The 22,655-nt window shown below is 21.1% G+C and carries 18 protein-coding genes; 15 read left to right on the top strand and 3 right to left on the bottom strand.

Annotated features, from left to right (window positions below):
* The first annotated feature begins 37 nt into the window (after positions 1–37).
* The 7 genes from H0H58_RS02250 (at position 38) to H0H58_RS02280 (ending at position 8,314) form a co-directional block, all read left to right on the top strand.
* Complete coding sequence (locus H0H58_RS02250) at positions 38–2,080, top strand: ATP-dependent DNA helicase RecG (RefSeq protein ID WP_185864933.1); 2,043 nt, start codon at positions 38–40, stop codon at positions 2,078–2,080.
* Between the two features lie 26 nt (positions 2,081–2,106).
* On the top strand, positions 2,107–4,275 hold the full coding sequence (locus H0H58_RS02255; protein ID WP_185864934.1) for an ATP-dependent helicase: 2,169 nt from the start codon (positions 2,107–2,109) through the stop codon (positions 4,273–4,275).
* A gap of 289 nt (positions 4,276–4,564) precedes the next feature.
* Complete coding sequence (gene murA / locus H0H58_RS02260) at positions 4,565–5,890, top strand: UDP-N-acetylglucosamine 1-carboxyvinyltransferase (protein ID WP_185864935.1); 1,326 nt, start codon at positions 4,565–4,567, stop codon at positions 5,888–5,890.
* Positions 5,891–5,919: 29 nt separating this feature from the next.
* A complete protein-coding gene (gene greA, locus H0H58_RS02265; RefSeq protein WP_185865290.1) occupies positions 5,920–6,405 on the top strand; it encodes a transcription elongation factor GreA in 486 nt (161 codons plus the stop codon).
* Complete coding sequence (locus H0H58_RS02270; protein ID WP_185864936.1) at positions 6,395–6,799, top strand: HIT family protein; 405 nt, start codon at positions 6,395–6,397, stop codon at positions 6,797–6,799. The genes greA and H0H58_RS02270 overlap by 11 nt, the downstream gene beginning before the upstream one ends.
* 76 nt (positions 6,800–6,875) lie before the next feature.
* Positions 6,876–7,685, top strand: a complete 810-nt coding sequence (locus H0H58_RS02275) for an alpha/beta fold hydrolase (protein WP_238785131.1) — start codon at positions 6,876–6,878, stop codon at positions 7,683–7,685.
* A 29-nt stretch (positions 7,686–7,714) separates the two neighbouring features.
* A complete protein-coding gene (locus H0H58_RS02280) occupies positions 7,715–8,314 on the top strand; it encodes a 5-formyltetrahydrofolate cyclo-ligase (protein ID WP_185864937.1) in 600 nt (199 codons plus the stop codon).
* Here the strand turns inward: H0H58_RS02280 and rseP are convergent.
* Positions 8,295–9,602, bottom strand: coding sequence for an RIP metalloprotease RseP (gene rseP, locus H0H58_RS02285; protein WP_185864938.1), 1,308 nt, complete (start codon positions 9,600–9,602; stop codon positions 8,295–8,297). The two genes, H0H58_RS02280 and rseP, sit on opposite strands and share 20 nt — an antisense overlap.
* Positions 9,603–9,714: 112 nt before the next feature.
* Between rseP and H0H58_RS02290 the strand changes: the two genes are divergently transcribed.
* On the top strand, positions 9,715–9,939 hold the full coding sequence (locus H0H58_RS02290; protein ID WP_185864939.1) for a FeoA family protein: 225 nt from the start codon (positions 9,715–9,717) through the stop codon (positions 9,937–9,939).
* Between the two features lies 1 nt (position 9,940).
* Entirely contained in the window at positions 9,941–12,034 is a 2,094-nt protein-coding gene (gene feoB, locus H0H58_RS02295) for a ferrous iron transport protein B (protein ID WP_185864940.1), read from the top strand.
* A gap of 147 nt (positions 12,035–12,181) precedes the next feature.
* On the opposite strand, the gene H0H58_RS02300 is transcribed toward feoB, so the two are convergent.
* The gene (locus H0H58_RS02300; RefSeq protein WP_185864941.1) at positions 12,182–13,153 is read right to left on the bottom strand and encodes a D-alanine--D-alanine ligase; all 972 of its coding nucleotides are present in this window, start codon (positions 13,151–13,153) and stop codon (positions 12,182–12,184) included.
* A 155-nt stretch (positions 13,154–13,308) separates the two neighbouring features.
* On the opposite strand from H0H58_RS02300, the gene H0H58_RS02305 reads away from it, so the two are divergent.
* Positions 13,309–14,289: an RluA family pseudouridine synthase gene (locus tag H0H58_RS02305; RefSeq protein WP_185864942.1), complete on the top strand. Its 981-nt coding sequence runs from the start codon at positions 13,309–13,311 to the stop codon at positions 14,287–14,289.
* Here the strand turns inward: H0H58_RS02305 and mgtE are convergent.
* Positions 14,284–15,615 (bottom strand): magnesium transporter, encoded by a 1,332-nt coding sequence (gene mgtE / locus H0H58_RS02310; protein WP_185864943.1) that lies wholly within the window; start codon positions 15,613–15,615, stop codon positions 14,284–14,286. The genes H0H58_RS02305 and mgtE overlap by 6 nt on opposite strands.
* Before the next feature lie 73 nt (positions 15,616–15,688).
* Here mgtE and H0H58_RS02315 point away from each other — a divergent pair, with 73 nt between their 5' ends.
* The 5 genes from H0H58_RS02315 to asnS all read left to right on the top strand — a co-directional run bounded on the left by H0H58_RS02315 (position 15,689) and on the right by asnS (position 22,650).
* The gene (locus tag H0H58_RS02315; protein ID WP_185864944.1) at positions 15,689–18,451 is read left to right on the top strand and encodes a class I tRNA ligase family protein; all 2,763 of its coding nucleotides are present in this window, start codon (positions 15,689–15,691) and stop codon (positions 18,449–18,451) included.
* Between the two features lie 61 nt (positions 18,452–18,512).
* On the top strand, positions 18,513–19,946 hold the full coding sequence (locus H0H58_RS02320) for a Glu/Leu/Phe/Val family dehydrogenase (RefSeq protein ID WP_185864945.1): 1,434 nt from the start codon (positions 18,513–18,515) through the stop codon (positions 19,944–19,946).
* A gap of 19 nt (positions 19,947–19,965) precedes the next feature.
* Positions 19,966–20,703 carry a UMP kinase gene (pyrH, locus tag H0H58_RS02325; RefSeq protein WP_185864946.1) on the top strand — a complete coding sequence of 246 codons (738 nt, stop codon included), beginning with the start codon at positions 19,966–19,968 and terminating at the stop codon, positions 20,701–20,703.
* Positions 20,691–21,245: a ribosome-recycling factor gene (locus H0H58_RS02330; protein ID WP_185864947.1), complete on the top strand. Its 555-nt coding sequence runs from the start codon at positions 20,691–20,693 to the stop codon at positions 21,243–21,245. The genes pyrH and H0H58_RS02330 overlap by 13 nt, the downstream gene beginning before the upstream one ends.
* Positions 21,246–21,252: 7 nt before the next feature.
* A complete protein-coding gene (gene asnS / locus H0H58_RS02335; protein ID WP_185864948.1) occupies positions 21,253–22,650 on the top strand; it encodes an asparagine--tRNA ligase in 1,398 nt (465 codons plus the stop codon).
* Positions 22,651–22,655: the final 5 nt, after the last annotated feature.

A 22,655-nucleotide genomic window follows, 5' to 3' on the forward strand; every position in this document is an offset into this window, starting at 1 on the left:
AAAAATAAGTATTTTTCTATAAAAAAAATTATTTATAATGTCCTATAACAATATTTTACAAAAATCTTTAAAATATTTAAAAGGATTGAATTCTAAGAAAAATTTTCTTCTTAAAAAAGAATTAAATCTTTATACATATGAAGATTTAATTCTTTTTTATCCAAAAGGATATCTTATAGTTTCTTTAAAAAGAATATCAGAATTATCTAATTATAACAATTCTTTTGTTCAAATAATAGGAAAAATAATAAAAATAAAAGAAATTATAAAAAAAAATAAAAAAGAAAAAATACTAATAGCTTTATTAAAAGATAATACTGGATATATTGAGTTAGTATGGTTTAAAAAAATAAATATTTTAAAAAGTTTTAAAAAAAATATTATAGTAACTGTTTTGGGAAGATTAACAAAATTTCAAGATAAAAATCAAATTATTCATCCAAAAATAAAAAAAATTAATTCTAAAGACAAAATTAATTCTATATATCCAATCTATAAAATATCTGAAAATTTAAAAAAAAAAGGAATTAAAAATAATTTTATTAATAAATTAGTATATAATGCAATAAAAGAATTATTTAATAATAAAAATGGATTAAAAGAATTTATATTTAAAAATATAGTTAATGAAAAAAACAATAAATTAATATCCAAAAAAGAAGCTATAATTCAAATTCATTTTCCAAAATCTATAGATAAATTGCAAAAAGCAAAATATTCTTTAAAATTTGAAGAATTTTTTTGGTTAAGATTATTTTTTTTAAGAAAAAAAAATATAATAGTATATAAAAAAAATTTTTTAAAAATAGGTAATAATTTTAAATCCTTTTATAAAAATTATTTACCATTTAATTTGACTGTGGATCAAAAAAATGCATTGAAAGAAATATGGAGTGATTTAAAAAAACCAATCCAAATGAATAGATTATTGCAAGGTGATGTTGGAAGTGGAAAAACTATAATTGCCATATTAACAATACTATTAGCATTAGATAATGGATTTCAATCTTGTTTAATGGCCCCTACTGAAGTTTTAGCAATTCAACATTATAATTATATAAATAAAATGCTTTCTAAAATAGGAATAAATATAGCATTATTAACCGGATCTACTTCATCTTCTAATCGAAAGAAGATTCATCAAATGATATTGGATGGAAAAATATCTATTTTAATTGGAACACATACTTTGATACAAAAAAATATAATTTTTAAAAATTTAGGACTTGCAATAATTGATGAACAACAACGATTTGGAGTGGAACAAAGAGAAGCAATTTATAAAAATAATAAATTTCCCCATATATTAATAATGACTGCCACACCTATTCCTAGAACTTTAGCAAAAGTTATTCATCAAAATTTAAATATTTCTATTATAAAAAAATTACCTATAGGAAGAAAACCTATAAAAACTTTACATTTTTGGAATGAAAATAAAGAAAAAGTTTTCAAAATAATAAATGATCAAATTACAAAAGGAAGACAAATTTATATAGTTTATCCAACTATAAATAAAGGAAAAAATCAATATAAAAATTTATTAATAGGATATCAAGAAATAATAAAAAAATTTCATCATTTAAACAAAAATCAAATTGGAATTTTACATGGAAAAATGAATCCTAAAGAAAAAAAATTGCAAATAAATAATTTTTTTCAAGGAAAAACTAAAATAATGGTTACTACTACGATTATAGAAGTAGGAATAGACATTCCTAATGTATCAGTAATTTTGATAGAAAATGCAAATGTTTTTGGTTTATCTCAATTGCATCAATTAAGAGGTAGGGTAGGTAGAGGAATACATCAAAGTTATTGTATATTATTATCAGAAAAAAAAATTAATTCTGATGGATATATTAGAATTAATAAAATGTGCCGAATAAATGATGGATTAGAAATAGCTAAAGAAGATTTAAAATTGCGTGGGGGAGGAAATTTAACAGGAACACAACAAAGCGGAAAAAATTATCTATTTATAAATTTCTTTAAAGATTATAATTTAATCAAAGAAGTTATTTATACCACTAACAAATTTTTAGAAAAAAACTCCAATTATACAAAATTACAATCCTGATAAGGATTTTTTTATAAAAAAAATATATGGAAATAAATTTCCCAAATTTAAATAAAATTCAAAAAAAAATAATTAAAACTATTGATGGATCTATATTAGTAATTGCAGGAGCTGGATCAGGTAAAACTAGGGTCATAACATATCGTATTATACATATGATCAATAATTTAGGAATAAAACCTGAAAATATATTAGCATTAACTTTTACAAAGAAATCTTCAAAAGAAATGAAAGATCGTATATATAATATAATACAAGATAAATCAATAATAAATAAGTTAACAATAGGGACATTTCATTCTATTTTCTCTAAAATATTAAGAAAAGAATCAGATTTTATTAAAATTAGTTCAAATTATACTATTTATGATCAAAAAAACTCAGAAAATATAATAAAAAATATATTAGAAGATCTAAACTTAGATAAGTTATTTAAAATAAAGGATATATTGAAAATAATATCTAATTATAAAAATAATTTATTTTTTTCAAAAAAAAAAATAAATCTTAAAGAACCTTTAAAAAATATATATGATATTTATATAAAGAAATGTTATATATCTCAATCATTAGATTTTGACGATATATTATTATATACTAATTATCTATTTTATAGATTTCCAAATATACTTGAAAAGTATCAAAATATATTCAAATATATTTTGATTGATGAATATCAAGATACTAATCTATCTCAAAATAACATTATAAAATTTTTATATAAAAAACATAAAAATATTTTTGCAGTAGGAGATGATGCTCAAAGCATTTATACTTTTAGAGGTGCTAATATATCAAATATTCTTAATTTTCATATTGAATATCCAAAATCAAAAATATTTTATTTAGAACAAAATTATCGTTCAACTAATTATATCGTACAAGCTGCTAATAATATTATATCATTTAACAAAAGTCAAATCCAAAAGAAAACGTGGACAGATAATGAAAATGGGGAAAAGATCAGAATATATTGTGCTTCTTCAGATAAAGAAGAAGCACAATATATAGTTAACTCTATAAATATTATAATAAAATATAAACAATATAAATATAAAGATTTTGCAGTTTTTTATAGAACAAATTACCAATCTTATATTATAGAATATGTTTTTAAAAAAAATAAAATTCCATATAAAATATATGGAAATATATCATTAGATAAAAGAAAAGAAGTAAGAGATTTATTATCATATTTAAAAATTGTAATAAACCCTAATGATCAAGAGTCATTATTAAGAATTCTTAAGAATAAAATATCTAATAAAAAAATAATTAATTTTTTATTAAAATTAACATCCAAAAATAATAATATCTTTAATATTATTAATAAAATTGAATCTTACAATGAAATAAAAATCAATTCTAAAAAAATTAAAAATATTAAAAATATTTTTAATATTATTGAAAAACTTCATTTAAAAATAGAAGAAAAAAATGCATATGAAATAATAAAAAATATAATTCATTTAATTCTTTCACAAAAGAAAAATAGTCATGATAAAAATAAGTTAGAAAATAATCAATTATATCATTTTTTTTTACAAGAATCTAAGTCCAATAAAAACATTCATTTATCTGAATTTTTGCAGAATTTTTATTTTGAAGAAATAGAACAAAAAATAAAAATAGATAATAAAAATACGAATGATGATAAAAATAATAAAGTTTCATTAATGACCGTACATTTATCAAAAGGACTAGAATTTTATGTGACTTTTATCACTGGATTAGAAGAAAATATTTTTCCATCCAAATCAAAAATGAATTTGAAAAATTCATTAAAACAAATAGAAGAAGAACGACGATTATTTTATGTAGCTATAACTAGAGCAAAAAAAATAACATTTTTAACATATGCTAAATCAAGATTTATATGGGGAAGAAAAAAAATAAATCCACCTAGTCGATTTATTAAAGAAATAAATAAAAATTTAATTTCTTTTGAGACTAAAATCAGTGATCATATTAATAATTTTACTCATAAAAAAAAATCTTTAAAAGAAATAAATAATCAATATAATTTCAATTCAAATTTAAATATTTTTAAAAAAGGATACAAAGTTTTCCATCCCAAATTTGGAGAAGGAATTATATTATTTTTACAGAAAAAAAATACAATTGCTACTATAAAATTTAAACAATTTGGAGAAAAAAAAATTTTATTAAGCTTAAATAAACTTATTGTTACCTAAAAATAAAATATTAACTTTTCATCCAATCGTTCAGATTACATAATACATATATTAAGATCAATAAATTTTCTATATATAAAAAATATTTTATATCGCTAATACCAAAAAATTAAAGTAATAATTTTTGAAAAAATTACTGAATATTAAAATATCGTATTTGAAATATATATTATAAATAATAATACATCAACATACAATCATTAAGTATATGATTGATGTTCATTTAGAATAATTTAAATTCTTAATTAAGAAAAAATAATATTTTAAAAAACTTTAAGTTATATAAAAAATGGGTATTTTTAAAATAAAGGGTGGAAAATCTTTAAAAGGTAAAATAACTCCACAAGGATCAAAAAATGAATCTTTACAAATATTGTGTGCGTCATTGCTAACTTCGGATAAAATTAGAATTAAAAATATTCCAGAAATAGGAGATGTTACATGTTTAATTAAAATCATTAAAAATTTAGGAGTAATAGTAGAGAAAAATGGAACAGGAGATTATACCTTTCAATCAAAAGATATAAATATTGAATATTTAAAAACAAAAAGTTTTCATAAAAAGTATGGAAATTCGATTAGAGGATCTATAATGATCGCAGGACCAATATTAACTCGATTTAAAAAAGTTTGGATTCCAATTCCTGGAGGAGATCGAATTGGACGTAGAAGATTAGATGCCCATTTAAATGGATTAAAATCGTTAGGTGCAGATATTATTCATCAAAATGAAGGGGAATATGATGAATATTTTTATTTAAAAACTAGAAAAAAAATATTAATTGGTAGGTATATTTTAATGGAAGAAGCTTCAATAACAGGAACTGCAAATATAATAATGGCAGCAACTTTAGCTAAAGGGGTAACTATCATATATAATGCTGCATGTGAACCATATATTCAACAATTATGCAATTTTTTGAATAAAATAGGAGCAAAAATAACTGGAATTGGAACTAATTTAATAAAAGTAATAGGGGTTAAACAACTAAAAGGAGGTACTCATACAATACTTCCAGATATGGTAGAAATTGGTAGTTGGATTGGATTAGCAGCTGTTACTTCTTCTGAAATAAGAATAAAAAATGTTAATTGGAGTAATTTAGGAATTATTCCAAATATTTTTAAAAAAATGGGGATAAAAATAAAAAAAGAAGAAAATGATATTTTTATTCCAGCACAAAAATCTTATGAAATTAAAAAATTATTAAATAATGCAATATTAACGATATCAGATGCTCCATGGCCTGGTTTGACTCCAGATTTACTAAGTATACTAATTGTAGTTGCTACTCAAGCAAAAGGAAGTGTTTTGATTCATCAAAAAATGTTTGAAAGTAGATTATTTTTTGTAGATAAATTAATAGAAATGGGAGCACAAATAATATTATGTGATCCTCATAGAGCAACAATAATTGGATTAAATCATCAATCATATTTACGTGGTGCAATATTAAATTCTCCAGATATAAGAGCAGGAATATCTTTGCTTATAGCAGCACTTTCTGCTAAAGGTATCAGTATAATTAAAAATGTAGAACAAATAGATAGAGGATATGAAAATATAGATGAAAGATTAAGAAAATTAGGGGCTAAGATATTAAGAATTAAATAAAATGATAATATTTATTTGTTATGAAAGAAATAAAAAAATTTGAATATATAACTAAAGAAGGATTAAAAAAATTAAAAGAAAAAATAGAAAAATTGGAAAATATAGAAAGATCTCAAATATCTTTACAAATAGCTGAAGCTAGAGATAAAGGAGACTTATCAGAAAACGCTGAATATGATGCAATTAAAGAAAAACAAATTTTATTAGAAATGAATATAGCTAAATTAAAAGAAAAATTATCTAATGCAAGAATTATAGATGAAAAAAAAATAAATAAAACTAGAGTTTCTATATTATCTACTATTAGATTAAGGAATCTAACTAATGGGATTGAACAAAAATATACTTTAGTTCCTGAAGATGAAGCCGATTTAAAATCTGGAAAAATATCTATTAACACTCCTATATCTTTAGGATTATTAGGAAAACAAGTAGGGGATATAGCACATATAAAATTACCTAATAATATGTCGTTAAGTTATGAAATATTAAAAATTGAATTTAATGAGAAATAATATATTTATTGATATAATAAAAAATAAAATTCCTTGCTATAAAATAGCAGAAGATGCTGATCATATATCTTTTTTAGATATTTCTCCATTAAAAATCGGACATACCCTAGTTATTCCAAAAAATATTTATAGAGATAAAATTTTCTCTATTCCAGAAAAGAATTTTATTTCTATAATGATTTTTTCTAGAAAAGTTGCAATAGGAATAGAACAAGCTATTAATTGTAATCGAGTTGGAGTATTTATTATGGGATTTGAAATTCCTCATATTCATGTTCATTTAATTCCAATGGATCAAGAATCTGATGCTGATTTTTCAAAGAAAAGAATAAATTTATCTACAAAAAAATTTAATTATTTATCAAAAAAAATAAGTAATTATATAAATCTATAATAATAGATATTTTTTTTATTAAAATTTTTTAATAATAAAATTATATTATAAATAATTGATATTAAATTAATTAAAAATGAACAACAATATTTATTCAAGGAATAATTTTCAATTATTTATGAATGTTGAAAATCAAAAAATTCCTACATTAATTTTTATTCATGGATTTATGGGGAATTCAAAAATATGGAAATATTTATTTAATAATTTATATAAATATTATAAAATTATTATAGTTGATCTCCCTGGTCATGGAAAAAGTAAAATCTCATCAAATGATGTTGATTTAACTATAGATAATATAGCAGATGATGTAATTAAATGGATTTTGATTAAAAAATATATAAAAAAAGCAATATTTATCGGTCATTCTATGGGAGGATATGTTGCTTTATCTATTGCAAAAAAAATTCCAGAAATATTTTCGGGATTATGTTTATTGCACTCCACTGCAGAATCTGATAATTATCAAAAAAAAAAAAATCGAATAAACTCAATAAAATTAATAAATAAAAATTTTGAATTTTTTATTTCTGAAAATGTAAAAAAATGGTTTAATCCAAAAAAAATTAATTCATTAAAAAAAGAATTAGAATTTACAAAAAAAATTGCATTGTCAACACCTATTAATGTTATAACTTCATTGTCAATAGGTATGACAAAACGTAAGAATAGAATTTCTGTATTAAGGAATACATCATTTCCTAAATTATATATTATAGGAAAATATGATTTAATTTTAGATAAAAATAAAATTTATAAAGAAATAAATCTAGGATATAGAACTAGTTCAGTAGAAATTTCGACAGGACATATGGCACATTTAGAATCTCCTAAAGAAATAACAAAAATTTTAAAAAAATTTGTATCCATTTGCTCTATTTAAATTTAAATACTTCATAAAATAAATGTTTAATGATTTTTCAAAAAAAAATTGATATAAGAAAAAAATATTTATTTTATAGAAAATATTTTTTTACTGAAAAAAATATAAACTTTTTTAGTAAAAAAATATTTTTTCAATTGAAAAAATTACCTATATGGAATAAAAAATATTACCATATTTTTATTCCTATAAAAAAATATCGAGAAATAAATACATTTATTATCATTAATTTTTTACTAAAAAAAAAATCTAAATGCGTTGTTACAATTCCATTTTTAAATTTTTATGATAATTCAATAAAAAATTGTCTTTTTAATAAAAAAATCACTTTAAAAAAAAATAAATATGGAATATTAGAACCTATATATAAAAAATATATTCCTCCTTCTTGTATAGAAATAATATTTATTCCTTTATTGATATTTGATTCTAGAGGATATAGAATAGGATATGGAAAAGGTTTTTATGATAGATTTATTACTAAATGTAGTAATAACATTATAAAAATAGGATTAAGTATATTTAATCCTCTGAATAATCTAATTTTAGATATACATAAAAATGACTTGATTTTGGATATAGGTGTTACTCCAAATAAAATATTTTTTTTTAAAAATGAAAAAATTTAAAAATATCCCATATCATAATAATAATCATGATTAAACTAATTATTATAAAACCAAATACATTAAAAATTTCAGAAATTTTTTCACTTAATTTTTTTCCTATAATTAATTCTAATATAATAAAAAAAATATATCCTCCGTCCAACGATGGAATAGGAATTAAATTTAGAAAAGCTAACCAAATAGATAGATATGCAGTTAAATTTAAAAAAATACTCCAATTCCAATAATTAGGAAATTCCTGAGCAATAGATAAAAAGCTTCCTAAATGTTTATAAGCTTTTGTTTCTATTTGAAAAATATTTTTTAAAAAAAAAATCTGATCTTTAAATACATCTTCAGATTTTTTTAATCCATTCAATAAACTTTCCATAATAGAATAATTATTTACTTTAATATTAAAAATATTATATAATTCTATAAAATTTTTAAAAGATAAACCCAGAATATTTTTTTTTTTAAAAAAAAACTTTTTTTGTAGAAATTTTCCATTTCTATTTATTCCTATTATAATTTTTTTATTATTTATATTAAAACGTTTTATTTTATATTTTAATTGATCCTGAAACATTATAGGAATATAATTAATAGATAATATTTCATCATTAGATTTTAATCCATATTTTTCTGCATATGAATTACTTATTATAAAATTAATAATAGGTGGTGTTCTAGGTATTACAATAAAATTTATTTTTTTTTTATCAAAAAAAAATTTCTTCTTATCACTTAATGATAGATTAATTATTTTATTATTACGATTTAAAATTATTTTATTTCCCAATAAAATATGTTTATTGATTTCATTAAAATATGGAATTTTATTATGATCTATAGATAAAATTTTATCTCCGTTTTTTAATCCAAATTGATCTAATAAATCATTAATTTCAATTCCATATAGAATATTTTTATTAAGTAATTTTGAATCTCCGTTTTTAAATAAAAAAAATGAAAAAATAAAAATAGATAAAACAAAATTGGCAATTATTCCCCCAGAAATAATCAATAATCTTTTTATTAAAGATTTAGAATAAAAATTATGATTATCAATATAATTATTAGTATTTCTAATTCCAGATATTTTAATATATCCCCCTAATGGAATCCATCCTATTCCATAAAGAGTATCTCCTATTTTTTTTTTAAAAATGGAAAAAAATGGATTAAAAAATAAAAAAAATTTTTCTACTCTAACTCCAAATAATTTGGAAAAAACAAAATGACCTAATTCGTGAACTAAAATTAGTAATGATATACTAATTATTAATTGTAAAGGACGCAAGAACATAAACTATCATATAAGAAAAATTTTCGTAAATATACAATTTATGTATTTATTTTTAAATACTTTTTATTCTAATTAATTATTTGTTTATTTTAATATTAAATAAAAATAAATTTTGAATTTATCTGAATTAAAAAAAGGAGAAAAAGGAATTATAACAGGTTATAAAAATTATAATTTTCCAATAAAGTTATTAGAATTAGGGGTTTTACCGGGGATAAAATTTGAAATACTTTTTATTTCTATATTTAATGATCCGTTATGTATAAAATATGATCAATTTTGTTTAGCATTAAGAAAAAAAGAAGCAGAAAATATTTTAGTTGAACGTATTAAGTAAAATGAATAAAAAAATCATTAAACTAGCAATTATAGGAAATCCTAATGTCGGAAAATCATCATTATTTAATAATTTAACTGGACTAAATCAAAGAATAGGAAATTATACAGGGGTAACTGTAGATAAAAAAATAGGATTTTTTCAATATAAAAATAATCATTATCAAATAATTGATTTACCCGGCACTTATAGTATTTATCCTTCATCTGAAGATGAAGAAATTATTAATGCATTATTATTAGATGAAAAAAATGTAGATTATCCAGATAAAATTATAGTTGTTGCAGATTCATCAAATATAAAAAAAAGTCTTCTTTTACTTGGACAAATACAAGATTTAGGATTTTCCGTTTTATTAGCATTAAATATGTTAGATGAAGCTAAAAAAAAAGGAATATTTATTAATAAAAAAAAATTAAAAAAATTTATTTTATCAGATATTGTATTGATAAATGCTAGAATAGGAACTGGATTAAATGAATTAAAAAATTATTTAAATGATAACAAATATTTTTATTTAGAAAAAAGAAAAAAATATTTTTTTAATCCAATTTCAGATTATAAAAAAGCTATTAATTTAGTTAAATATTTATATAAAGTTGATTCATATCGAGCATGGTATTTATTAGCATCTAGTAATAAGCAATTGAAAAAAATAAATAATTTTTATTTGTTAGATAAAATTAAAAAAAAATATAAAATTATTTCCAAAAGATTGCAAGTAAAAGAAACTTTAACTAGATATAAAGAAATAGAAAATATTTGCTCTAAAATAATTCAAAAAATTTATTCTAAGAAAATAGAAAAATATTTAAATTTTTCTAAAAAAATAGATGAATGCTTAATCATACATCCTGTATGGGGATATATATTTTTTTTATTTATATTATTTTTTATTTTTCAATGTGTATTTTTTTGGGCGGAATTTCCTAAAAATTATATAGAATATTTTTTTTCTATTATTCAAGAAAAATTGGAATATTTTCATCCAGGTCCATTAAATAATTTTATACTACATGGAATAATTCCAGGAATTACTACAGTAATTACATTTATTCCTCAAATATTGATTTTGTTATTTTTTCTATATCTTATGGAAGAAAGTGGTTATCTTAGCAGAGTTATTTTTTTAATGGATAGAATCATGCGCCCTTTTGGTTTAAATGGAAAAAGTATAGTGCCTTTAATTTCTAGTATGGCATGTGCTATTCCAGCGATAATTTCTTCTAGAAATATAGAAAATACCAGAGATCGTTTAATAACAATATTAGTAACTCCTTTTATTACTTGTTCAGCTAGAATTCCAGTATATATACTAATAATTTCTCTAATTATACCCGACAAAAAATGGTTATTTATTCAATTAAGAGGAGTCATGCTGATGATTATGTATTTAATAGGTATTATATTTGCTTTATTTGTAGCTTTTGTTCTTCATAAGAATATGAAAAATAATTATAATAGTAATCTTATCATAGAAATCCCTACTTATAAAATTCCTGTATTAAAAAATATTTTTGTAAATCTTTATATTCATATTAAAACATTTATTATTAATACTGGAAAATTAATTTTGTTAATTAACATATTAATATGGGGACTTGGATCCTATGGACCTTCTACAATTACAATAAAAAATCATAAAAATAATATTTTTCATATACAAAAAAAAAAAATTGACAATTCCTATCTTGGAAAGATAGGAAAAAAAATAGAGCCTATTATTCGTCCATTAGGATATGATTGGAAAATAGGAGTTGGATTATTATCCTCTATAGTAGCTAGAGAAGCTTTTGTTAGCACTATGAATTCAATATATGAAATTGATAAGAAAGAAAATGGTAATTTAATAGAAAAAATGAAAAAAGAAGTATATTTAGATAATAAAAAACCTATTTATAATTTAGCAACAGGAATATCTTTATTATTTTTTTATTCATTTTCTATGCAATGTACTAGTACATTATCTATAGTAAAAAGAGAAACAAAATCATGGAAATGGCCAATTATTCAATTTATTTTTATGACATTACTAGCGTATTTATTTTCTTTTCTAACATATCAAATGTTAACAATATTTGGGAATATGTCATAATATTCATATTTTTTACTTCTTCTTTACTTTTTTTTATAAAAAAAATCATATTTTATTTTTTTAATGAAAATAATAAAAATAATTTATGTAAAAAAAATTGTTTTTTTAGAAAAAAATAGATTATTTATTAATTTAATATGCTTTAATTTAATTAAAAGATGAACTAATCATTTTATGGAAAAAATCTGATAAAGATATTCCAGCTACCTTTAATTGTTTAGGAAAAATACTTTCTTTAGAAAATCCAGGAATTGTATTAATTTCTAAAAAAAAAGGTTCTTCATCTACAATAATGAATTCTGATCTAGCCATTCCAGTTAAATTCAATATTCTAAATATTTTTTCAGCTATATTTAATAATTTATTTTCAATTTTATTAGATAATCTTGCAGGAGTTATTTCTTTTGATTTACCAGAATATTTTGATTCAAAATCAAAAAAATCATTTTGACTAATAATTTCTGTTATTGGTAAAATTGTTATTTTATCATGAAATGAATATACTCCAACTGATACTTCTATTCCATTTAAAAATTCTTCAATAATAACTTCGTCATCTTTTTTAAATGCTGTTTTCAATGCTGAATCAAATTCTTTTTTATTATTGACCTTACTAATGCCTAAACTAGAACCAGATTTAGTAGGTTTTACAAAACAAGGAGTTCCAATTTTTTTTAAAATCTTTTCTTTAGAAAATATTTGATTTTTATTTATAAAAATAGAATTAGCTATTTTAATTCCAAAATTTTTTACAAACGATAGACAATATTTTTTATTAAAAGTAATATTAGATTGATAAAAATTACATCCAGTATATGGAATTTTTAATAATTCAAAATACGCAGATAAAATCCCATCCTCACCAGGAGTACCATGAATAATATTAAATATACAATCAAAGTTCAATCGTTTATGATTTCTAATAATAGAAAAATCTTCTTTATTAATTGGATATTCTATATTATTATCAATATTAATAACCCATTTATTATCTAATATATATGCTTTATATGGTTCATATTTCTTTCTGCATAAATTATCAAAAACTATTTGTCCACTTTCTAGTGAAAGAAAAGATTCTTTTGAAAATCCTCCCATAACAACTGCAATTTTTTTCATGATTAAATTTTTTTTAAAAAATTATTTATGATTACATTAATTAATTTATATGCATAACGATAATTAGTATTTTAATTTAATTATTCAATATTAATTTTCAAATCAAATTAAAAATAAAATCTTAATAAATTATAAAAAAATCATTGAATAAAACGATGAATGATATTTTTTTAAAGAAAAAAGATAAAAAAATAATAAGAATAGATAAGTTCATTCAAAAAAAACTTACTAAGTTTAGTAGAAATCAAATACAAAAATATATTAAATTAGGAAAAATTACAGTTAATAATTCTGTTAAAAAAAATAATTATAAATTAAAAAAATTTGATTCTATAATTATAAAAGATATTCAAAATATAAAAAAAGAAGAAGATTTAAAAAAAATTACTGCGGAAAAAATCAATTTTAATATTATATATGAAGATAATGATATTTTAATTATAAATAAACCATCTGGAATGGTAGTCCATCCTGGATATGGAAATAAAAATGGAACATTAATTCATGGAATTAAATATTATTTAATTTCCAATTTTCATAATCTATATAGAGGGGGATTAATACATAGATTAGATAAAAATACATCTGGATTAATAATTATCGCAAAAAATAATTTTTCTCAAAATTTTCTAATTGAACAATTTTCATCTAGAAATATTAACAAAGAATATCTTGCCTTAGTATGGGGAAATCTATTGAATGATAGAGGAACAATTTCGGGTTTTATTAAAAGAGATCCTAACAATAGAATAAGAATGATCAATCATGATAAAAATTTTGGAAAATATTCAATAACAACTTATAAAGTTTTAAAAAGATTTAAATATTTGACTTATATATCATGTAAACCCCATACTGGAAGAACTCATCAAATTCGAGTTCATTTTAAATATTTAGGTCATCCATTATTTTCTGATCCATTATATAATGGAAAAAAAATTTTTTTTATTAAAAAAATATCTAATAAGGATAAACTATTATTAAAATATTGCATGCAAATCTTACAAAGACAAGCATTACACGCAAGATATATATCTTTTATTCATCCAAGAAATCACGAAAAATATTCATTCTTATGTCCTATTCCAAAAGATTTTAATAAGGTAATTCAAATATGTAAAAAAAACTTTTTATAATAAAACTCCTTGTAAAAAAAAATAAGATATAGAAAAATATATTATTAATCCAACTACATCAACTAAAGTTGCTACAAAAGGTGCTGAAGAAGTTGCAGGATTCCCTCCAAATTTTTTAATAATAAATGGTAACATAGATCCGCTAAATGTTCCCCATGTAACTATACCAATTAGTGATAATAATATAGAAAATCCTATCAATAACCAATTTTCTCCATAATTAAACAAATTAATATTATGCCATACAATGATTCGAAAAAAACCTGTTAATCCTAAAATTGTCCCCAAAAAAAAACCGCAAATAATTTCTCTTCGTATTACTATCCACCAATCTTTAGTTTTTATTTCTCCTAAAGCCATTGCTTGAATAATTAAGCTAGAAGCTTGAGCACCACTATTTCCACCACTTGATACAACTAGTGGAATAAATATTGCGAGTACTACTGCTTTTTTTATAATATTAGAAAAATTTTGTATTACAGTAGTAGTAAACATTTCTCCTATAAAAAGTAATATTAACCATCCAGCTCTCTTTTTTATTAATTTATACAAAGGGATCTGAATATATGATTGATTAAATATTTTTTTTTCTCCTATTTTTTGAAAATATTTTTTATAATTTTCGTTACTTAAACCACGTAATATATCGTCAACAATAACAATTCCTAATAAATAATTTTGATCATCTATTATCGGTAATGATATTCTATTATTTAAAGAAAATATTTTTGTTGCTTCTTTTTTTGTATCAGTTAGTTTTAAGGATTCATTATGTTTTTTATTCATTAAGTCATAAACAATTGTATCAGGATCAACTAATAAAAATTCTTCTATTTTTATATCATATAATAATTTTCCTTTATTATCTATTATATAAATAATTTCTATTATATCGCTGTTTTTTATTTCTTTTCTTATATAATCTAATGATTCTTTAACTTTCCAAGTCATTTTAATTCCTAAATCATAAGGAATCATAAAATTACCTATACTATTTTCTGGATATCCCAATGATATTAATGTTCTTTTTTTTTCTTCATAATTCAAATATTTTATCAAAGATTTTAAAAAATCTTTAGAAATATTTTCTAAAAAATCAATTCTATCATCTATTGATAAATTATTTAAGAATTTTCTTTTTTTATTTGTAGTTAATTCTTTAATTATTTCTTGTTTCATAGAAAAATCTAAGACTTTAAAAAGTGAATTAGCTTTATTAAAATCCAATAAACTAAATATTTTAGTTTTTTCATTTGGAAAATCTTTGATTAATTGCATTAATTCGTTAATACTTTTCTTATTTAAGAAATTATTTTCATTAAACATTTTTATATTTTTTTTATTATTTTAATTAAATGAATGACATACAACAATAAAATTAATTACTTATTAAAAAATTATGGAATATAATTTTAAAGAAATAGAAAAAAAATGGAAAATATTTTGGAAAAAATATAATATTTTTCGAATAATAGAAAATAAAAATAAAAAAAAATATTATATATTAAATATGTTTCCTTATCCATCTGGATCGGGATTACATATTGGACATTGCTTAGGTTATATAGCATCAGATATTTATGCAAGATATAAAAGATTAAAAGGTTTTAATGTTTTAAATCCTATGGGGTTTGATTCATTTGGTTTACCAGCAGAACAATATGCTATACTAACTGGAAAAAATCCAGATGAAACTACTCATAAAAATGAAAAAAATTATAAAAATCAAATGGAAAATATAGGAATTTCTTTTGATTGGAGTAGAATATTAAGTACTAGGAATCCGTCTTATTATTGTTGGACTCAATGGATGTTTATACAAATTTTTAATTCCTGGTATGATAAAAATGATAATAAAGCAAAGTCAATCAATATTTTAATTAATGAATTTAAAAAAAATGGAAATTATTCAATAAATGCTTATACTACTTATGAAAAAAAATTTAATGATAAATACTGGAATAAATCTTCTTTAAATGATAAAGAAACAATTCTTCAAAATTATCGTTTAGCATTTTTATCGAATAATATTGTTAATTGGTGTCCAAAATTGGGAACAGTATTAGCGAATGATGAAATAAATAATGGAAAAAGCATAAGAGGAGGATATTTAGTATATAAAAAAAAAATGCTACAATGGAATATAAGAATAACTGCTTATTCAAAAAGACTTATTAAAGGATTAAATTCAATAGAATGTTCAAAATCTTTAAAAAGATCACAAATTAATTGGATTGGAGAAAAAAAAATATTTAATATCTATTTTAAAATAGAAAATTCATCTTTTAGTAAAAGAATAGAATTACCTATTATTTATCCAGAATTTATATTTGGAATTACTTTTATTGTTTTATCAAAAGATCATTTTCTTTCAAAAGAATTATTCTATAAAAAAAATAGTTTAAATCATATTAAAAATAATATTCACAATAAAAAGTATGAATTAAATTCAGTAATTTTTACTCAAAATTACGTTATACATCCTTTTATCGAAAAAAAAATTCCAATTTTTATTAGCGATTTTTTTTATCTCAAAGAAAAGAAAAAAATTACTGTTGGAATTCCTGGATATGAAAAATCTAGTAAAGAATTTGCTTCTAAATTTAAATTAGAAATAATTCCTATATATCAAAAAAAAGAAAAAAATAAAATATGTATTAATTCTTTTTTTTTGAATGGATTAAATTTAAAAGATGCAAGAAAAAAAATTATAAATTATGCATTAAAAAAAAATGTTGGAAAATATAGAAAAAATTATAAAATGCATGATGCAACATTTTCTAGACAAAGATATTGGGGAGAACCTATCCCAATCTTTTTTAAGAATGGAATACCTAATCCAATTCCATTAAAAAGTTTACCATTATTATTGCCTAAAATTAATGATTTTCATCCTAAAAATGGAAAATCACCATTATCTAATATTGATAAATGGTCTTGGAATGAAAAAACTATGAAAATAGTATCCAATAAATTAATAGATAATAAAAATATTTTTCCATTAGAAACTAGCACAATGCCAAGTTGGGCCGGATCAAGTTGGTATTTTTTACGTTATATGGATGTTAATAACAATAAATTTTTTATATCTAAAGAAAAAGAAAATTATTGGAAAAATGTTGATTTATACATTGGAGGGGCTGAACATAGCACTGGCCATTTAATTTATGCAAGATTTTGGAATAAATTTTTAAAAGATAGAAATTGGATTACAACTGATGAACCTTTTAAAAAAATATTAAATCAGGGAATGATGCTAAATCATTCAGCTATTATTTTAAAAGTCATTGGAAAAAATATTATAGTATCTTTTAATTTAAAAAAAGAAAAAGATTTTTCCTTTCAAGAAATATATATAGATATTTCTTTAGTAAAAAATTATAATCAAATAGACTTGAATAAATTCATAAAATTTTATCCAAAATTCAAAAATTTTAATTTTTTTTTAGAAAATGGAAAACTTTTATGTAAAAGAAAATTAGAAAAAATGTCTAAATCTAAATATAATATAATTAATCCAGATTCTATTATCCATAAATATGGATCAGATATTTTTCGTATGTATGAAATGTTTTTAGGACCAATTAGTCAATCAAAATTTTGGGAAGAAAAAAAAATAATAGGAATTAAAAAATTTATTAATAAATTTTGGAATTTATTTCACCAAAAAAATAAATTTAAAATAACTGAAAAAAAACCAAATATTTTAGAATATAAAATATTACATAATTTTATTCAAGAAATAGATAAAAAAATAGAATCATATTCATTCAATACCTGTATTAGTTCTTTTATGATAATCACTAATAAACTAATCCAACTGAAATGCAATAAAAGAAAAATTCTTCAACCACTAATTCAATTAATTTCACCGTTTGCTCCTTGTTTATCTGAAGAATTATGGAATAAAATTGGAGAAAAAAAATCTATTATGGATTATTATCTTCCTTCTTTTAATTCAAAAAATTTACTAGAAAAAAAAATAAAATATTCCGTAATGTTTAATGGAAAATTAAAATTTATAGAAAATTTTGATAAAGATATTTCTATAAACGAAATTAAAAAAATAATTTTGAATCATCATAAATTAAAAATTTTAAAAGAAAAAAGTATAAAAAAATTAATTATAATACCAAAAAAAATAATAAATATTTTATATTAAATATTTATTTACGTTATTTATATTTTTCGAAATATTAAATTATGTAAAAAAACTTTCTTTTATGTCAAAAAAAAACCATATAACTGGTTCTCATAATAATTTTTTTAATTGTATAGAAAAAAATTTTAACAAAGCTGCACAATATTTATCTGTTGATAAAGGTTTATTAGATCATATTAAATCTTGTAATTCAATATATAAAATTAATTTTCCTATAAAAATAGATAACAAAATAAAAGTCATAGAAGCGTATAGGGTGCAACATTCTCATCATAAACTACCTTGTAAAGGAGGAATTAGATATAGCAATACAGTTAGTCATAATGAAATTATGAATTTAGCTGGTTTAATGACTTATAAATGTGCCATAATGGATGTTCCTTTTGGAGGTGCCAAGGGGGGTATAAAAGTTGATACCCAAATTATTTCAAAAGAAGATATCGAAAAGGTAACTAGACGTTATGTTGATGAATTAATTAAAAGAAATTTTATTGGACCAAAAATTGATGTTCCCGCTCCTGATTATGGAAGTGGAGAAAGAGAAATGAATTGGATTCTAGATACTTTTGTCTCTTTATATCCTAATAATATTGATGCTCTAGCTTGTGTAACAGGGAAATCGGTCTCTCAAGGTGGGATCGAAGGAAGAAAAGAATCTACTGGATTAGGAATTTTTCACGGAATTAAAGGGCTATGTGAAATAAAGGATGAGATGCGTTCTGTTGGATTAGATGTTGGAATAGAAGGAAAAAAAGTAATTATTCAAGGATTAGGAAATGTTGGATATTATGCTGCTAACTTTTTACACAAATCAGGCGCTATTATTATTGCTTTAGCAGAAAGAGAAGGGGCAATATATAATGAAAAAGGATTAAACGTTTCTAAAGTAGTTTCTCATTTACAGGCAACAGGTTCTTTATTAAATTTTCCAAATGCAAAAAATATAAAAAATTCAGAAAAAGCACTAGAATTAGAATGTGATATTTTAATACCAGCTGCATTAGAAAATGTTATACATAAAAACAATGCTAATCGTATAAAAGCTAAAATTATAGGTGAAGCAGCTAATGGACCAATTACATATGAAGCGGATGAAATACTTGAAAAAAAAGGAATTATAATTATTCCAGATATTTATCTAAATTCTGGAGGTGTAATAGTTTCTTATTTTGAATGGTTAAAAAATTTGAGTCATATAAGTTATAATAAAATGGAGAAAAAAATTAGTAAAAATATGAATGTTGGGTTATTGAAAATAATTCAAGCAATTTGTTCTAAAAATAGAATTGAAAAAGGACAACAAACAAATTTTCTAAAAGAATCAAAAGAAATCGATTTAGTTCGTTTGGGTTTAAAAGAATCTATGAATAAGGGATTTCAAGAAATTTTAGAGATAAAAAAATCCTTAAAAATAAATAATATAAGAACTTCTGCTTTTTTATTAGCTATTAATAAAATTATTCATTCTTATGAAAAATCGGATATGTTTCCTTAAAAAAGTTTAAAAATCTACCATGAAGTATAAAAGATCATTATTAAAACTAAGTGGAGAAGCTCTTATGGGGGGTAATGAATTTGGACTTCATTCCACTAGTCTTAAACAATATGCTGAAGAAGTTAAAAAAGTAGTAGATATGGGGGGACAAGTTGCTATAGTAATAGGTGGTGGAAATATATTTAGAGGATTTTCTTCTTCTAGAATCAGAGAAAAAATAATTAGTCGAATAAACGGGGACTATATGGGGATGTTAGCAACTGTAATAAATGGAATTGCTTTTCAATCTTATTTAGAAAATATAGGAATATGCACCAACATACAAACAGCTATTAAAATGGATCCAATAGTAGAACCTTTTGAAAAAGATATAGCTATTCGTTATCTTGAAAAAGGAAGAGTAGTTATATTTGTAGCTGGAACAGGAAATCCTTATTTTACTACCGATACAGCCGCTGTTTTACGTGCAAAAGAAATAAAAGCGGATGTTTTACTCAAAGGAACTAGAGTAGATGGAGTTTACACAAAAGATCCAGAAAAAGATCAATATGCTAAAAAATTAGAAAATATATCTTTCGATATGGCTTATCAAATGAAAATTAAAGTAATGGATCAAACAGCATTTATTTTAGCAAATGAAAATAACTTACCTATTATTATTTTCGATATTAATAAAGAAGAAAATTTTAAAAAGGTAATTTCAGGAGAAAAGATAGGGACTTTAGTTTATAAAAATAAAAAATTATGGAAGAACTAAAAGTTATTGTTGATTCTTGCAATAAAGAAATGGATAAGATACTTAATAATCTTAAACAAGATATTTTTCATATACGATTGGGAAGCAGATCAATTATTGTTCTTTTAGAAAAAATGAAAGTAAAGTGTTACAATACTTTACTTTCATTATCAGAAATTGCAAATATTACAATTATAGATAATATGAATATTACTATTCAACCCTGGGATCTTTCGATTATTGGAAATATTGATAAGACTATTATTGATGCTAATTTAGGATTTACTCCAGTTAATAAAGGTAAATTAATTCATATTAATTTACCAATTATTACAGAAGAAAGTAGAAAGAATTTATTAAAAAAAATAAAAAATTATACTGAAAAATCTAAAATTCTAATAAGAAAAATTAGAAAAATCAATAATCAACGTATTAAAAACATAAAAATATCTGAAGATTTATCCAAAATTGGAGAAAATGAAATTCAAAAAATTACTACTCTATATATAAATAAAATAGAAGATATTTTTATTTCTAAAAAAAAAGAAATATTAACCATATAAATGAATAATGGTAAAAAAATATTCGGTTAAAGAAATTTTAGATAAAGAATTTTCCATTTTAGATTATAAAGTTATAGTAGAGGGATGGGTACGTTCTTATCGAAATTCGATTTTCGTTATTTTAAATGATGGATCAACCGTTAAAAATTTACAAATTATTTTATCCAAAAGAATGGATAAAAGAATCACTAAAGAAATAACAATAGGAACTTCTGTTAAAGTTATCGGTATAATTCAAAAAAGTATAGGGGAAAAACAAAATATTGAATTAAAATGTTCTGATCTTATTATATATAAATCAGTAGATTCAAAAAAATTACAAAAATCTATATTACAACCAAAACAACATAGTCTAGAAAAGATTAGAAATCAATCTCATTTACGTTTTCAAACGAATATTTTTAGTTGTTTAATGCGAATTAGACATTTTATATCTTTTTCTATTCATAATTTTTTTCATATAAAAAATTTTTTTTGTTTACACACTCCAATTATTACAGCTTATGATTGTGAAGGAGTTGGAAAAATGTTCCGAGTAACTACATTAAAAAATAATCTATTAGATTATTCAAATGATTTTTTTAAACGTAAAACTTATTTAAGTGTATCTGGTCAGTTAGAAGCAGAAGCAGCTATTATTGGATTAGGAAAAGTATATACTTTTGGTCCTGTATTTCGAGCGGAAAATTCAAATACTACTAGACATTTATCAGAATTTTGGATGGTTGAACCAGAAATGGCATTTTTTTCTTTAAAAGAATGTATTGATTTGGCGGAAGAATTTTTAAAATTTATTATTCAATTTATTTTAGATAAATGCATTGAAGATTTATCATTTTTAAATAAAAATTTAAAAAAATGGGATAAAATAAAAAATAATTTTCTTATTAAAAGATTAGAATCTTTATTAAATATTTCATTCTATCGTATCACTTATACAAATGCGATAGAAATTTTGAAAAAAAATAAAACTATAAGATTTATACATCCAGTTACTTGGGGAATGGATTTACAATCGGAACATGAAAAATTTTTAACAAATTATTATTTCAAAGGATCCCCAGTAGTGGTATTTGATTATCCTTCTTCTATTAAAGCATTTTACATGCGTGTAAATGACGATAATAAAACAGTTAGTGCTATGGATATATTATTTCCAGAAATAGGCGAAATAATTGGAGGGTCTCAAAGAGAAGAACGTTATAAAATTTTATTAAATAGAATTAAAAAATTCAATATAAATAAAAATATACTTTGGTGGTATTTAGATACTAGATGTTTCGGATCTGTTCCTCATAGTGGATTTGGATTAGGATTCGACCGTTTAGTTCAATTTATTACAGGAATGGATAATATTAGAGATGTTATTCCGTTTCCAAGAACTCCTGGATCTGCTGAATTTTGAATTAT

Origin of the sequence: Blattabacterium cuenoti (assembly GCF_014251775.1) — a bacterium.
GTDB lineage: Bacteria > Bacteroidota > Bacteroidia > Flavobacteriales > Blattabacteriaceae > Blattabacterium > Blattabacterium cuenoti_H.

Coding starts and splice junctions, on each gene's coding strand:
- H0H58_RS02250 (WP_185864933.1), top strand. CDS start 38: ATGTCCTATAACAATATTTTACAAAAATCTTTAAAATATTTAAAAGGA.
- H0H58_RS02255 (WP_185864934.1), top strand. CDS start 2,107: ATGGAAATAAATTTCCCAAATTTAAATAAAATTCAAAAAAAAATAATT.
- murA (WP_185864935.1), top strand. CDS start 4,565: ATGGGTATTTTTAAAATAAAGGGTGGAAAATCTTTAAAAGGTAAAATA.
- H0H58_RS02270 (WP_185864936.1), top strand. CDS start 6,395: ATGAGAAATAATATATTTATTGATATAATAAAAAATAAAATTCCTTGC.
- H0H58_RS02275 (WP_238785131.1), top strand. CDS start 6,876: ATGAACAACAATATTTATTCAAGGAATAATTTTCAATTATTTATGAAT.
- H0H58_RS02280 (WP_185864937.1), top strand. CDS start 7,715: ATGATTTTTCAAAAAAAAATTGATATAAGAAAAAAATATTTATTTTAT.
- rseP (WP_185864938.1), bottom strand. CDS start 9,602: ATGTTCTTGCGTCCTTTACAATTAATAATTAGTATATCATTACTAATT.
- feoB (WP_185864940.1), top strand. CDS start 9,941: ATGAATAAAAAAATCATTAAACTAGCAATTATAGGAAATCCTAATGTC.
- H0H58_RS02300 (WP_185864941.1), bottom strand. CDS start 13,153: ATGAAAAAAATTGCAGTTGTTATGGGAGGATTTTCAAAAGAATCTTTT.
- H0H58_RS02305 (WP_185864942.1), top strand. CDS start 13,309: ATGAATGATATTTTTTTAAAGAAAAAAGATAAAAAAATAATAAGAATA.
- mgtE (WP_185864943.1), bottom strand. CDS start 15,615: ATGTTTAATGAAAATAATTTCTTAAATAAGAAAAGTATTAACGAATTA.
- H0H58_RS02315 (WP_185864944.1), top strand. CDS start 15,689: ATGGAATATAATTTTAAAGAAATAGAAAAAAAATGGAAAATATTTTGG.
- H0H58_RS02320 (WP_185864945.1), top strand. CDS start 18,513: ATGTCAAAAAAAAACCATATAACTGGTTCTCATAATAATTTTTTTAAT.
- pyrH (WP_185864946.1), top strand. CDS start 19,966: ATGAAGTATAAAAGATCATTATTAAAACTAAGTGGAGAAGCTCTTATG.
- H0H58_RS02330 (WP_185864947.1), top strand. CDS start 20,691: ATGGAAGAACTAAAAGTTATTGTTGATTCTTGCAATAAAGAAATGGAT.
- asnS (WP_185864948.1), top strand. CDS start 21,253: ATGGTAAAAAAATATTCGGTTAAAGAAATTTTAGATAAAGAATTTTCC.